This is a genomic window from Mesorhizobium sp. ES1-1, from assembly GCF_020164785.1.
Classification (GTDB): Bacteria; Pseudomonadota; Alphaproteobacteria; order Rhizobiales; family Rhizobiaceae; genus Mesorhizobium.
This window is the reverse complement of record NZ_JAIUGX010000003.1, coordinates 367,729-381,149: the sequence shown is the minus strand read 5'-3', so window position 1 is coordinate 381,149 and position 13,421 is coordinate 367,729. Positions and strand designations below refer to the sequence as shown.

The following is a 13,421-nucleotide window of genomic DNA, read 5'->3' as shown; positions in this document are numbered from 1 at the left end:
AGCGCGCTTCAGACCGACCCATCGGCTCGGTGGGCGGAGATCGCAGCGAGGAATGCTGGGCCGAACTCCTTTAGCTTGGCCGCGCCCACGCCATTGACTTCGGCAAAGGCGTCGATGTCGCTGGGGCGGCGCTCGGCCATGTCGATCAGCGTCCGATCTGAGAACACCACATAGGCCGGCACCTGTCGCTCCTTGGCGAAACGCAGGCGCAATGCCTTAAGGACGGCCAACAGCGAAGCGTCCAATCCCTCGGCGCCTGCGAGAGCCTCCTGGCCGCGCATCTTGCGCAAGGCCCGGCCGCGCGCCTCGACACGGTAATGGAACGAGGCTTCGTCTCGGCCGAGCGCATGACCCTTTTCCGAGATGGCGAGGCCGCCATGGCCGCCGGGATCCGGCTCGACAAACCCGTTCGCGACGAGTTGGCGGATCAGGGATTGCCAAAAGTCCTTCTTGTGCGCCACGCCGGACCCGAAGCAGGCGAGCTTCTGATGGCCGCGCGCCAGGATCTTCTCGGTCTCATGGCCGACCAGGATGTCGATGACATGGCCGGCGCCGAAACGTTGCCCGCTCTGGGCCATCGCCGCCAGGATGAGCCGCGCTTGCGCGCCGCCATCGGCACGCGGCGCCTGGTCGAGACAGTTGTCGCAATTGCCGCACGGTGCTGCCTCCTCGCCGAAATAGCCAAGCAGCACCTGGCGGCGGCATTGCGCCGTCTCGCAATAGCCGATCAGCGTGTCGAGCCGGCCATGCGAACGCCTCTTATGCTCGGCCGAAGCATCCTCGTCGTCGATGAACAGCCGGCGCATGCGGATATCGCCGAGTCCGAACAGCATATGCGCCTCGGCCTCCCGCCCGTCGCGGCCGGCACGGCCGATCTCCTGGTAATACGCCTCCAGACTGCCAGGCATATCCGTGTGGAACACATAGGCCACATCAGGTTTGTCGATGCCCATGCCGAAGGCGATGGTCGCCACCATGACGACGCCGGACAGGGTCATAAAAGCGTTTTGGTTCGCGTCCCGCGCCTCCTTGCTCATGCCGGCGTGATAGGCGAGCGCGGTCACGCCGTTCTTTTCGAGGAACGCCGCGATCTCCTCCGTCTTCTTGCGCGACAGACAATAGACGATGCCGCTGCGGCCCGCGTGACGCTCGATGAAGTCCAGCAGCTGGCGCTTGCTGTCCTGCTTGGCCGCGATGCCAAGCTTGATGTTCGGCCGGTCGAACCCCAGCACCAGCGTTTCGACGCGCTCGGCGAACAGCCTGGCTTCGATGTCCTTGCGCGTGCCCTCGTCGGCGGTTGCCGTCAGCGCGATGATCGGAACCCCCGGAAAGATGTCGCGCAGCCGCGACAGATCTTCATATTCGCACCGGAATGCCGGTCCCCACTGGGAGATGCAATGCGCCTCGTCGACGGCGATCAGGCTGACATCGAGCCTGGCCAGCGCTTCGAGCATCCGCTCGGTCATGAGCCGCTCCGGCGCGAGGTAAAGCAGACGCGTCTGCCCCAAGGCGACACGCCGCCACGCGGCGACGTTCGCCTCGCGGTCGATCGAGGAATTGATCGTGTCGGCGGCAACGCCGGCAAGGCGCAGGGCGGCGACCTGATCCTGCATCAGCGCCACCAGCGGCGAAACGACGATTGTCAATCCGCCCAGGACCAGCGCCGGCACCTGGTAGCAGAGCGATTTGCCCGCGCCTGTCGGCATGACTGCCAGGACATGGCGCCCGGCCAGCAGCGTCTCGATGACATCGGACTGGCCGGGACGGAAATTGTCGAAGCCGAACACGTCCTTCAGCACACGCCGCTTGGGATCGTCCGCCCGCATGCTCGCTGCCTGAACCGGCATCAGGCAGATACCGGGCGGCAAGCGAGTTGGCGAGGATCAGGGCGGATGGGTAAACCGGTCAAGCGACTCTCCGGGGGTGAACCCTTGGAGTAGCCCAGCCCTCAGGCGATCACAACGGCCCTTTCTGGGTCGCCATGTGCCGACGCGCGGATGGCATCCGGCTCACGGCCGCCTGGCAGGTCAATGGAATGGGGCGGCCAGCCAACGGCATCACTCGCCGCTGCTCGCTTGCTCCAGTTCGTCATAGTAGCGCTGAGCCATCTTGGCCTTGTCCGCCCGTGCCCTTTCCGACCGGCGACCGAATTCTTCTTTAAGGGTCTTGGACAACAGCAAGGCATATAGGCAGTATGCGATGGCCGCCGCCATCAGCAGGGTAACCAGCCCCATCGGCACCGAGCGGTCTGCCAGCCTGAGAATTCCAATGGCGCCTGCCAGCAGCGTGGAAAGAGCAGCCATGGCCGTAAGGAATATCTTCGCCGGCCATGACCCTTTCAGGAAGTAGTAGGCGCCGATAATATAGGCCACGCTGGCGATTCCGTTCACGACATTGGGCGGCTGTCGAAGGGCCAGCAGGGTCACCTGGGCCAGGACGCCAAGCACGCCGAATACAATGAAAATGCCGGCAACCGCCTGCATGTGAAGCTTACCGTTCATTCCACCCCCCTGTTCGAAGCCCTGCTCCCCCGGCATTCCAGCATTCAACCAGGGATTGCGCAAGATCTGTCGCTGGATTCCTTCGCCCCGCGCTATAGACTTGGCCAGGCAGGACAGGAGGAGCTCGATGCTGCAGGTGAGACAGAATGCACTGGCCGATCGGTTCCAGCAGCAGCGCGCCGCATTCGCGGCGCAGCCCTTTCCCGAGATCGGCGTCCGAAAGGACCGCCTGAAACGCCTTCTGGCGCTCACCGAGCGGCACGAAGGCGACATCTCCGCGGCTGTTGACGCCGACTTTGGCGGCCGATCGACCCATGAGACGCGCCTTGCCGAACTGTTTGTCGTGCGCGCCGGCATCCATCATGCACTTTCCCACCTGAGGGGCTGGATGCGGGAACGCCGCGTCGCGACCGCCATGCCGTTCCTACCGGGCCGCAATCGCCTTATGCCGCAGCCGCTCGGCGTGGTCGGCATCGTCTCGCCGTGGAATTACCCGTTCCAGCTTGCTGTCGCGCCTATGACCGCGGCCCTCGCCGCCGGCAATCGCGTGCTGGTCAAACCATCCGAACTGACTCCCGCCTTTTCGGCTCTGCTGGCGCGTCTGGCTAGCGAGCATTTCGCCCCGGACGAACTCAGCGTCATCACCGGCGATGCCGAGGTTGGGAAGGAATTCGTGTCGATGCCTTTCGACCACCTGCTGTTCACCGGCTCCACGGCGGTGGGGCGCCAGGTCGCGATTGCCGCTGCCGCCAATTTGACCCCGGTCACGCTGGAACTCGGCGGTAAGTCGCCCGCGATCCTCGATCCATCCTGCGACCTCGACCAGGCCGCTTCCAGCATCGCCTATGGCAAGCTGCTCAACGCCGGCCAGACCTGCATCGCGCCGGACTATCTCCTGGTGCCGAAGGGGCAGGCTGGAATTCTCGCCGCCAAGCTGGCAGCAGCGATCGGGCGGCTTTATCCAAGCCTGCGCGACAATCCCGATTACACCGCCATCATCAGCGATCGCCACCTTGAACGTCTGCGCGACATGATCGCGGAAGCCCGCGATGCTGGGGCGGACATCACCGAGATCAACCCTGCCGGGGAGACGCTTGGCGCCACCAGCCGCAAGATGTTTCCGACCCTGGTCAGGAATGCCGACCCGACCCTTCGGTTGATGCGCGAGGAGATTTTCGGCCCGGTGCTGCCCATTGTCGAATATGCCACGGTCGACGAGGCGATCGGCCATGTGAACCGGTCGGACCGGCCACTGGCGCTCTACTGGTTCGGCCGCGACCCCGGCAACCGCCGCCGCATCCTGCAGGAGACCGTCGCCGGCGGCGTCACCATAAACGATTGCATGCTGCATCTGGTGCAGGAGAACCAGCCTTTTGGCGGCGTCGGCGCCAGCGGCATGGGCGCCTATCACGGCGAATGGGGCTTCCGCACCTTCAGCAAGGAAAAGCCGGTTTTCCTCCAATCCCGGCTGAGTGCCGGAGGCCTTCTGCGCCCGCCCTACGGCAAGACGTTCGAGCGCGTCTTCAGCCTGCTGCGGCGCATCACTTGAGCATTGGGATCGCCTGCGTGCGCTACCCGAGGAAATCGGCGCGGTGCGGCGTGAAACTGTCGACCAGCCGCCCAGCCTTCAATGCCCTGACGCCATGCACAAGGCCGGACGGCACGATGAAGCTGCTGCCGGCATCGAGGATTTCGGTCCGGCCGTCGATGGTCACCTCGAAGCGTCCTTCGGCAACATAGCTTGCCTGGACATGCGGATGCGAGTGCAGGGCGCCAACCCCTCCCTCGTCGAAGCCGAACTCGACCAGCATCAGCTCCTCGGTGTGCAGGAGCACGCGGCGGCGGTTACCGTCCGGCGTCGCCGTCCATTCACCCTCGCCGGCATGCGCGAAAACTTTGGATTCAGTCATAATGGCTCCACGTTTCGGGTGCCCTTGGGCACGGATCGCATAACCCAGGCATGCGGCATGCGTCACAGCCGATAGGCTTTCTTGGCCAGCGTATAGGCCAATTCGCCGGCCAACTCATGCGCCTCGTCTTCGCGCAGCCTGTGCTCCGCAACGAGCCTAGCCAGGAAAGCGCAATCGACCCGTCGTGCCACATCGTGGCGGGCAGGAATCGAGGGAAAGGCCCGGGTATCGTCATTGAAGCCGACAGTGTTGTAGAAGCCCGCGGTCTCGGTGGTCTTCTCTCGATACCGCCGCATGCCTTCCGGACTATCGTGGAACCACCAGGCCGGCCCGAGCTTCAGCGCCGGATAGACGCCGGCCAGGGGCGCCAGTTCGCGCGCGTAACTGCTTTCGTCGAGCGTGAAGAGGATGATGGTCAGGTCACGTTCCAGCCCGACGCAATCGAGCAGCGGTTTCAGCGCCGTCACATAGTCGGTGCGTGTCGGGATATCAAAACCCTTGTCTCGGCCAAATCCGCGCAGGATGGCGGGCGAATGATTGCGGAAGGAGCCAGGATGGATCTGCATGACCAGCCCGTCATCCCTGCTCATCTTGGCCATCTCGGTCAGCATCTGGGCGCGGAACAAGCGCTTCTCGCGCTCGTCGACAGAGCCCTGCCGTATGCGGTTGAACAGTTCCTCCGCCGCCGCATCCGAGAGATTGGCCGTTTCAGCCGTCGGATGCCCGTGATCGGACGAGGTCGCGCCAAAGCACTTGAAGAAGGCGCGGCGTTGGCGATGCGCGTCGAGATAGCCGGCCCATCGGCCGGTATCGCTTCCGGTGATCTCGCCCAGCCTGTCCAGATTGGCTGAAAATCCCTCGAAATCCGGATCGACCACCGCGTCCGGCCGGTAGGCGGTGACGACCCTGCCCCGCCAGCCGCTGTCCCGGATCATCCCGTGCCATTCGAGATTGTCCAGCGCTCCTTCCGTCGTCGCGATCACCTCGATGTTGAAGCGCTCGAAGAGCGCGCGCGGCCGGAAATTGTCCGACTGCAGCAGGGTCGCGATCGTATCGTAATGGCGGTCGGCCGTCGCGGCGTTCAGCGGCTCCTCGATGCCGAAGAGATGGGCCAGCACGTGGTCGAGCCACAGTCGTGTCGGCGTGCCGCGAAAGAGAAAATAGTTCTCGGCAAAGCGCCGCCAGATCGCCCTGCCATCCATCTCGACGGGCGAACCATCGAGGCCGACGATGCCGAGATCCTCGAGCCGGACGCCCTGGCTGAACAGCATGCGCAATATGTAGTGGTCCGGGACAATGAGCAATTGCGCCGGATCGGGGAACGGCTCGTTCAGCGCATACCAGCGTGGATCGGTGTGACCGTGCGGGCTGACGATAGGCAGGTCTTTCACTCGGGCGTAGAGGTCACGCGCAAGCGCGCGCGAATTGGCCTCGGGCGGAAAGAGCAGGTCCGGATTGGTCAGCGCATGCATGGGACTGCGGCTCCTTCCAGGTTGGACAATCCGTAAGTTCGGGCGAAGGCGATGTCAAACTAGCTCCCGAAACGGGCATCCTTGCGGCAGGCGGAAACAGGTGTTACGCCGCTTGTCATCCGCCCCGCCGGGACATCTCGGTGCCACGCCGTGCAAACCTCTCAGCCCCTGTGATGTGATGACCAGAACCGCTTTGTCCAATGCGACGCTGCAACAGCTGCCACAGCCGGTCGAAATCCCCGGATATGATCGCGCCAAGGTCGCGCCGGGCATCGTGCATCTGGGCGTTGGCGCCTTTCACCGGGCTCACCAGGCCGCCTATGTCGACGACTGCCTGTCGGCAGGCGAGACAGGCTGGGGCATCGTCGGCGTCTCCTTGCGCAGCCCCGACACGCGCGACGCGCTGGCGCCACAGGACGGGCTCTACACGCTGGCCATCCGCAGCAGCGGCGCGGAAAAGCTCCGCATCATCGGCTCGATCGGCTCCATGCTCGTGGCGCCGGAAGACCCGGGCGAGGTGCTGGCGGCCTTGACCGACGCGCGCACTCGCATCGTCACGCTGACGATCACCGAAAAGGCCTATCTGCGGGCTGCGGGCGGCGGCCTCGACACCGCCCACCCCGATGTCGTTGCCGATCTGGCAAGACCGGAATTGCCGAAGACGGCGCATGGTTTTCTGACCGAGGCGCTCGCCCGGCGCCGGGCAGCCGGGATAGCGCCCTTCACTGTGCTTTGCTGCGACAATCTCCCGGCCAACGGCGCCACGCTGCACCGCCTGATCGTTGAATTCGCCGCGTTGCGGGATGCCAGGCTCGCCCGACACATCGCCGACGAAGTGGCCTTCCCATCGAGCATGGTCGACCGCATCGTGCCGGCCACCACCGACGACGACCGCGCGCGTGTTGCCCGCCAGCTCGGTGTGGCGGATGCCTGGCCGGTGATGACCGAACCGTTCAGCCAATGGGTGATCGAAGATCATTTTCCAGGCGGCCGCCCAGCCTGGGAACAATTCGGCGTCACCATGGTCGCGGATGTACGGCCCTATGAAGACATGAAGCTTCGATTGCTCAACGGCGCCCATTCGGCCATCGCCTATCTCGGCCTGCTCAGCGGTCATCCGACGGTCGACCGCGCTTTTGCAGATCCGGCGATCCGGCAATTTGTCGACGCGCTCTGGGCCGAGGCGATCCCGACGCTGCCGAGCGATGCGGGGCTCGACACGGCGAGCTACACGGCGGAACTCGCCCAGCGCTTCTCGAACACCGCGCTCGCCCACCGAACGGCCCAGATCGCCAATGACGGCAGCCAGAAGCTGCCGCAACGCATCATTGCTTCAGCCCTTGAGCGGCTTGAAGGCGGCGACCGGCCGGATCATCTGTCGCTGGTGGTGGCCGCCTGGATCGCCGCCTGCGAGGAGCGCGGCAAGACTTTGCCGGATGGCCATTTCACCGATCCGCTCGATGCAGCGCTTGGCGAAACCGCCACGAGGCAGCTCTCTTCTACCGAGACCGTCGCCTCGATTTTTGATCTGGCTGGCTTCGCCAAGGGAAAGCCGGAGGGCGAAAGTTTGATGGAGCTCACGGCCAGGCATCTCGAACGGTTGCGCCGTGGCGGACCGGCGGCTGCCTTCTCTGCAATGGGCACTTAACAAAAAAGCGAGGCAAGGCCCCGCTTTTAATCAAGTCATCCGCAGGCGAATTTTACGCCGGCAGGATGGCGCCCTCGAGCGTCGTGAGCTGGCTAAGGAACTGTTCCGCCTTGCTGCGGGACTGGTCGTCCTTGGCATCCGCGGCATCTTCCTTTGCTGCCTGGATGCGGCGGGCGAGATCCGCGCGGTCGACATCCTTCACGGCAACCGCGGACTCGGCCAGCAGCGTGCAGCCGGACGGAACGATGTCGGCGAAGCCGCCGAACACCACATAGCGTTCTTCCTGCCCGGACACGGTCTTCAAGCTGACCACGCCCGGCTTGATCGTGGTCATGACCGGCGCATGGTTTGCCATGACCGTCATCTCGCCCTCGGCGCCCGGAATGACGACCGATTCAACCTGCTCGGAAACCAGGAGCCGCTCAGGCGAGACCAGTTCGAATTTGAAAGCTTCAGCCATGATCAACCTAGCAAATGGTGAATGGTGAATGGTGAATGGCCTGAAATGCCCTTACCCATCGCCAATTTCCCGTCCGCTACTCCCTATTCACCATTCACTATTGACCATTCACCAGCTTAGGCCGCTTCAGCCGCCAGGCGCTGTGCCTTCTCGACCGCTTCCTCGATGCCGCCGACCATGTAGAAGGCAGCTTCCGGCAGGTGATCGTAGTCACCGTTGCAGAGGCCTTTGAAGCCCTTGATGGTATCGGCAAGGTCGACCAGCTTGCCAGGCGCGCCGGTGAACACTTCGGCGACGAAGAAGGGCTGCGACAGGAAGCGCTCGATCTTGCGGGCGCGGGCCACCGTCTGCTTGTCCTCTTCCGACAGCTCGTCCATGCCCAGGATGGCGATGATGTCCTGCAGCGACTTGTAGCGCTGGAGGATCGACTGCACCTGGCGGGCGACGGCATAGTGCTCGTCGCCGACGACCAGAGGGTCGAGCATGCGCGAGGTCGAATCCAGCGGATCGACGGCCGGATAGATGCCCTTCTCGGCGATGGCGCGATTCAGCGTCGTCGTGGCGTCAAGGTGAGCGAAGGAGGTTGCCGGCGCCGGGTCGGTCAAATCGTCGGCGGGCACGTAGATGGCCTGCACCGAGGTGATCGAGCCCTTGGTGGTGGTGGTGATGCGTTCCTGCAGCGCGCCCATGTCAGTGGCGAGCGTCGGCTGATAGCCCACGGCCGACGGGATACGGCCGAGAAGCGCGGACACTTCCGAGCCGGCCTGCGTGAAGCGGAAGATGTTGTCGACGAAGAACAGCACGTCCTGGCCCTGGTCGCGGAAATACTCGGCGACCGTCAGGCCGGTCAGGCCAACGCGGGCGCGCGCGCCCGGCGGCTCGTTCATCTGGCCATAGACGAGGGCCGCCTTGGAGCCTTCGCCGCCACCCTTCTTGTTGACGCCGGATTCGATGAACTCGTGATAGAGATCATTGCCTTCGCGGGTGCGCTCGCCGACGCCGGCGAACACCGAATAGCCGCCATGCGCCTTGGCGATGTTGTTGATCAGTTCTTGGATCAGCACCGTCTTGCCGACGCCGGCGCCGCCGAACAGGCCGATCTTGCCGCCCTTGGCGTAGGGCGCCAGCAGGTCCAGCACCTTGATGCCGGTGATCAGGATCTGGGCTTCCGTCGACTGCTCGACATAGGTCGGAGCCGGCTGGTGGATGGAACGCATTTCGATCGCGTCGACCGGGCCTTCTTCGTCGACCGGCTCGCCGATGACGTTGATGATGCGGCCGAGCATGCCCGGGCCGACCGGCACGGTGATCGGCGCGCCGGTGTCGCGCACTTCCTGGCCGCGCACCAGACCTTCGGTCGAGTCCATGGCGATGCAGCGGACGGTGTTTTCACCCAGATGCTGGGCGACTTCGAGCACCAGCCGGTTGCCGACATTCGTGGTTTCGAGCGCGTTCAGGATCGCCGGCAGGTGATCGCCGAACTGCACGTCGACAACGGCGCCGATGACCTGGCGGACCTTGCCGGTGACACCGGTCGCCGCGGCCGCCAGCACCGGGCTGTTTGCCGACGCACTCATCGGAACCACCGCCTTCTTCCGTGGTGCTGCCGGAGCCTTTGCCGGTGCCGCTGCCTGTACGGGAACCGCCGCCTTGGGAGTCGCTGCTTTCGCCATCCTCTTTACCCTTTTTCGTCTCTCTGTTTGTCACGCGTCCGGTTGAAGGCCTGCGGCCTCTGGAACCGCGCTAGAGCGCCTCGGCGCCCGAAATGATTTCGATCAGTTCCTTGGTGATCTGCGCCTGCCGCTGGCGGTTGTAGGTGATCGACAGCTTGTTGATCATCTCGCCGGCATTGCGCGTCGCATTGTCCATGGCGCTCATCTTGGCGCCCATCTCGCCGGCCGCGTTCTCGAGCAGCGCCCGGAAAACCTGTACCGAGATGTTGCGCGGAATGAGGTCGGAAAGGATTTCGCCCGGCTCAGGCTCATATTCATAGACGGCACTGCCACCGGCGACTGCCTCTGCCGGCGCCGAAGCGATGCCGGCAGGAATGATCTGCTGAGCCGTCGGGATCTGGCTGATCACCGACCTGAACTGGGAATAGAACAGCGTGCAGATGTCGAAGCCGCCCTCGTTGAACAGGGCGATGACCTTGCGGGCGATAGCGTCGGCATTGGCGAAACCGAGCGTCTTGACCTCACGCAGGTCGACGCGGTCGATGATCAGCGATGCGTAGTCGCGGCGCAGTATGTCGAAACCCTTCTTTCCGACGCAGATGATCTTGACCTGCTTGCCGTCGGCCAGCAGCTTGCGAATATGATCGCGGGCAAGCCGGGCGATCTGCGAGTTGAAGCCGCCGCAAAGACCGCGCTCGGCCGTGCAGACGACGAGCAGATGGACTTTGTCCTTGCCGGTGCCGGTCATCAACGCCGGAGCATCGCCACCGCCGCCGATCGCCTGGGTGATGTTGGCCAGAACGGACCCCATGCGCTCCGAATAGGGGCGCGCCGCTTCCGCGGCCTCCTGCGCACGGCGCAGCTTCGCCGCGGCGACCATCTGCATCGCCTTGGTGATCTTCTGCGTCGCCTTGACCGAGGCGATACGGTTACGAAGGTCTTTTAATGAAGGCATGCTTCAAACCTGATCCCGTCTTGTCGCTTCGCTCAGGCGAAGGTCTTGGCGAAAGCGTCGATCTCGGCCTTCAGCTTGCCGCGCAGATCGTCCGACAGCGCCTTTTCCTTGCGGATGCCGTCGAGAACGTCCTTGCCAGCCGCACGCATGTGGCTCAGCAGGCCCTGCTCGAACTTGCCGACCTGGTTGATGGGCAGCTTGTCCAGATAGCCGTTGACGCCGGCAAAGATCACCGCGACCTGCTCTTCGGTCTTAAGCGGCGAGAATTGCGGCTGCTTCAGGAGTTCCGTCAGGCGCGAGCCGCGGTTGAGCAGGCGCTGCGTGGCGGCGTCCAGATCGGAGCCGAACTGCGCGAAGGCCGCCATTTCGCGGTACTGCGCGAGTTCGCCCTTGATCGAGCCGGCAACCTGCTTCATCGCCTTGATCTGCGCGGCCGAGCCCACGCGGCTGACCGACAGGCCGACGTTCACCGCCGGGCGAATGCCCTGGAAGAACAGATTGGTCTCGAGGAAGATCTGGCCGTCGGTGATCGAGATCACGTTGGTCGGAATATAAGCCGAGACGTCGTTGGCCTGCGTCTCGATGATCGGCAGCGCGGTCAGCGATCCGCCGCCCAGATCGTCATTGAGCTTGGCGGCGCGCTCGAGGAGGCGCGAGTGCAGGTAGAAGACGTCGCCCGGATAGGCTTCGCGGCCCGGCGGGCGGCGCAGCAGCAGCGACATCTGGCGATAGGCGACGGCCTGCTTCGACAGATCGTCGTAGCTGATCAGCGCATGCATGCCATTGTCGCGGAAATATTCGCCCATGGTGCAGCCGGCGAACGGCGCCAGGAACTGCATCGGTGCCGGATCGGAAGCGGTGGCGGCGATGATGATCGAATATTCTAGCGCGCCGCGCTCCTCCAGCACCTTGACGAACTGCGCAACGGTCGAGCGCTTCTGGCCGACGGCGACGTAGACGCAGTAGAGCTTTTCCTTCTCGGGGCCGTTGTCGTGCACCGACTTCTGGTTGAGCATCGTGTCGAGGATGATGGCGGTCTTGCCGGTCTGGCGATCGCCGATGACCAGTTCGCGCTGGCCGCGGCCCACCGGGATCAGCGCATCGATGGCCTTGAGGCCGGTCGACATCGGTTCGTTCACCGACTTGCGTGGAATGATGCCGGGCGCCTTGACGTCGACGCGCTTGCGTTCGGTCGCCTGGATCGGGCCCTTGCCGTCGATCGGATTGCCGAGCGCGTCGACGACGCGGCCAAGCAGGCCTGGACCGACGGGAACGTCGACGATGGCGCCGGTGCGCTTGACGATATCGCCTTCCTTGATGTCGCGGTCGGCGCCGAAGATAACGACGCCGACATTGTCGGCCTCGAGGTTGAGCGCCATGCCGCGGATGCCGCCGGGGAATTCGACCATCTCGCCGGCCTGGACATTGTCGAGGCCATAGACGCGGGCGATACCATCACCGACGGACAGCACCTGTCCGACTTCGGAGACCTCGGCCTCCTTGCCAAAATTTTTGATCTGGTCTTTCAGAATTGCGGAAATTTCCGCGGCGCGGATGTCCATCAGCCGACCTCTTTCAGTGCAAGCTTGAGCGAATTGAGTTTGGTTTTAAGCGACGTGTCGATCTGGCGCGAGCCCATCTTAACCACCAGCCCGCCGAGCAGCGACGGATCGACGGTAACGGAAATGGTCACGTCCTTGCCGGCAACGCTCTTCAGCGCCGCCTTGAGTTCGGTCTGCTGCTCCGGCGTCAGCTCGTGCGCCGAGGTGACGTCGGCCGCTGCCTCGCCACGATGTTCGGCGGCGATCTGGCGGAACGCCCTGATCATGCCAGGTATGGCGAACAGGCGGCGGTTGCGCGCAACGACGCGCAGGAAATTGCCGGTCAGGCCGGCGATGCCGGACTTGTCGGCGATCGCCGCGATGGCCTTGGCCTGGTCCTCGCTTGAGAACACCGGACTGTTGATGAGGCGGGTCAGGTCGGCGCTGCTGGCGAGCATCGTCTCGAAACTGTTGAGGTCGGCCTCGACCTGGGCCACGGAATTGGCCTGCTGCGCGAGTTCGAACAGCGAACCAGCGTAGCGTTCTGCGACACCCGAGATTGGCGATGACGATTGAGCCACGGACCGTCTTTTCTCTTGTCTGACAGGTCTCGGATTGTTGGCGCGAGCGAGAACTCTGGCTAAATCTTTGACCTTACTGCATTTTTCCAAGCTCGGAGGCGCGGCTTCCGCTATCCCCGGCCGAAAGTCGATTGCCGTCTAGCACAGGCATTTTAAGACCGCAATGCGTCGTTCCGCATGGTTTTCAGGCACTATTGTCGCATCCGGCGAAAGACTGGCGCGCTACACGCAGGAATAGCGTTGGATTCATGGGACAAACCCGAATGCGAATGCAAGCGGCAGTGCCGCCAGCACCAATTCCACCAAAATGGAAACCCAATTGAAAGGTGTGTTGGCGCCATCCGACATCATCGACAGCAGGCGGCCAAAGGCGGTGAAGAGCCAGGAGAAACCGAGCGCCATGTAGACCAGCGGCTGCGCCAGCAGGACGCAGCAAAGGCCGACGCCGAGATAAAATCCCGACATCCTGCCGCGCCCCTCGGCGATCGCCGCCGCCTTCTCAGGCCTGGCCTGCAGGCGCAGGACGCGGAAGGCCAGTCCGGGCGCCAGGAAGAACAGGAGGCCGAGCAGCACGGTGAAGACGGCGCTCGACCAGGCCAGCCATTCACCCTGGCTCATCGGCCATGGAAACGTGAAATCCATACTGTCCCTCGAAATGCCTGTTTTGAAATTGCGGGCAT

Annotated in this window: 12 protein-coding genes; 2 read left to right on the top strand and 10 right to left on the bottom strand. The window is 63.9% G+C overall.

Features of this window, described 5'->3' with window-relative positions:
* Positions 1–8: 8 nt before the first annotated feature.
* Both recQ and LB513_RS07115 read right to left on the bottom strand, forming a co-directional pair.
* Positions 9–1,847, bottom strand: a complete 1,839-nt coding sequence (recQ, locus tag LB513_RS07120) for a DNA helicase RecQ (protein ID WP_224662755.1) — start codon at positions 1,845–1,847, stop codon at positions 9–11.
* A 210-nt stretch (positions 1,848–2,057) separates the two neighbouring features.
* Complete coding sequence (locus tag LB513_RS07115) at positions 2,058–2,564, bottom strand: hypothetical protein (RefSeq protein ID WP_224662754.1); 507 nt, start codon at positions 2,562–2,564, stop codon at positions 2,058–2,060.
* A gap of 64 nt (positions 2,565–2,628) precedes the next feature.
* Here LB513_RS07115 and LB513_RS07110 point away from each other — a divergent pair, with 64 nt between their 5' ends.
* Positions 2,629–4,050, top strand: coding sequence for a coniferyl aldehyde dehydrogenase (locus LB513_RS07110; protein ID WP_224662753.1), 1,422 nt, complete (start codon positions 2,629–2,631; stop codon positions 4,048–4,050).
* Positions 4,051–4,072: 22 nt separating this feature from the next.
* On the opposite strand, the gene LB513_RS07105 is transcribed toward LB513_RS07110, so the two are convergent.
* Together LB513_RS07105 and uxaC are read right to left on the bottom strand one after the other, a co-directional pair.
* Positions 4,073–4,411, bottom strand: a complete 339-nt coding sequence (locus LB513_RS07105) for a cupin domain-containing protein (RefSeq protein WP_224662752.1) — start codon at positions 4,409–4,411, stop codon at positions 4,073–4,075.
* A gap of 62 nt (positions 4,412–4,473) precedes the next feature.
* A complete protein-coding gene (uxaC, locus tag LB513_RS07100) occupies positions 4,474–5,883 on the bottom strand; it encodes a glucuronate isomerase (RefSeq protein WP_224662751.1) in 1,410 nt (469 codons plus the stop codon).
* 178 nt (positions 5,884–6,061) lie between these two features.
* On the opposite strand from uxaC, the gene LB513_RS07095 reads away from it, so the two are divergent.
* Entirely contained in the window at positions 6,062–7,531 is a 1,470-nt protein-coding gene (locus tag LB513_RS07095; RefSeq protein WP_224662750.1) for a mannitol dehydrogenase family protein, read from the top strand.
* A 52-nt stretch (positions 7,532–7,583) separates the two neighbouring features.
* Here the strand turns inward: LB513_RS07095 and LB513_RS07090 are convergent, their stop codons facing one another.
* The 6 genes from LB513_RS07090 to LB513_RS07065 all read right to left on the bottom strand — a co-directional run bounded on the left by LB513_RS07090 (position 7,584) and on the right by LB513_RS07065 (position 13,383).
* Entirely contained in the window at positions 7,584–7,991 is a 408-nt protein-coding gene (locus tag LB513_RS07090) for a F0F1 ATP synthase subunit epsilon (RefSeq protein WP_224662749.1), read from the bottom strand.
* Between the two features lie 116 nt (positions 7,992–8,107).
* Positions 8,108–9,664 (bottom strand): F0F1 ATP synthase subunit beta, encoded by a 1,557-nt coding sequence (gene atpD, locus LB513_RS07085; RefSeq protein WP_224662748.1) that lies wholly within the window; start codon positions 9,662–9,664, stop codon positions 8,108–8,110.
* 70 nt (positions 9,665–9,734) lie between these two features.
* Positions 9,735–10,619 (bottom strand): F0F1 ATP synthase subunit gamma, encoded by an 885-nt coding sequence (locus LB513_RS07080; RefSeq protein WP_224662747.1) that lies wholly within the window; start codon positions 10,617–10,619, stop codon positions 9,735–9,737.
* 32 nt (positions 10,620–10,651) lie between these two features.
* Entirely contained in the window at positions 10,652–12,181 is a 1,530-nt protein-coding gene (gene atpA, locus LB513_RS07075) for a F0F1 ATP synthase subunit alpha (protein WP_224662746.1), read from the bottom strand.
* Complete coding sequence (locus LB513_RS07070; protein WP_224662745.1) at positions 12,181–12,741, bottom strand: F0F1 ATP synthase subunit delta; 561 nt, start codon at positions 12,739–12,741, stop codon at positions 12,181–12,183. Before LB513_RS07070 ends, atpA begins: the two co-directional genes overlap by 1 nt.
* 246 nt (positions 12,742–12,987) lie before the next feature.
* On the bottom strand, positions 12,988–13,383 hold the full coding sequence (locus LB513_RS07065) for a DUF4345 family protein (RefSeq protein ID WP_224662744.1): 396 nt from the start codon (positions 13,381–13,383) through the stop codon (positions 12,988–12,990).
* Positions 13,384–13,421 lie beyond the last annotated feature (38 nt).

Bases quoted from the DNA above. Each gene is read 5' to 3' on its own strand.
- LB513_RS07065 (WP_224662744.1), bottom strand. From the start codon at position 13,383: ATGGATTTCACGTTTCCATGGCCGATGAGCCAGGGTGAATGGCTGGCC.
- recQ (WP_224662755.1), bottom strand. From the start codon at position 1,847: ATGCCGGTTCAGGCAGCGAGCATGCGGGCGGACGATCCCAAGCGGCGT.
- atpD (WP_224662748.1), bottom strand. From the start codon at position 9,664: ATGGCGAAAGCAGCGACTCCCAAGGCGGCGGTTCCCGTACAGGCAGCG.
- LB513_RS07095 (WP_224662750.1), top strand. From the start codon at position 6,062: ATGACCAGAACCGCTTTGTCCAATGCGACGCTGCAACAGCTGCCACAG.
- uxaC (WP_224662751.1), bottom strand. From the start codon at position 5,883: ATGCATGCGCTGACCAATCCGGACCTGCTCTTTCCGCCCGAGGCCAAT.
- atpA (WP_224662746.1), bottom strand. From the start codon at position 12,181: ATGGACATCCGCGCCGCGGAAATTTCCGCAATTCTGAAAGACCAGATC.
- LB513_RS07090 (WP_224662749.1), bottom strand. From the start codon at position 7,991: ATGGCTGAAGCTTTCAAATTCGAACTGGTCTCGCCTGAGCGGCTCCTG.
- LB513_RS07105 (WP_224662752.1), bottom strand. From the start codon at position 4,411: ATGACTGAATCCAAAGTTTTCGCGCATGCCGGCGAGGGTGAATGGACG.
- LB513_RS07080 (WP_224662747.1), bottom strand. From the start codon at position 10,619: ATGCCTTCATTAAAAGACCTTCGTAACCGTATCGCCTCGGTCAAGGCG.
- LB513_RS07110 (WP_224662753.1), top strand. From the start codon at position 2,629: ATGCTGCAGGTGAGACAGAATGCACTGGCCGATCGGTTCCAGCAGCAG.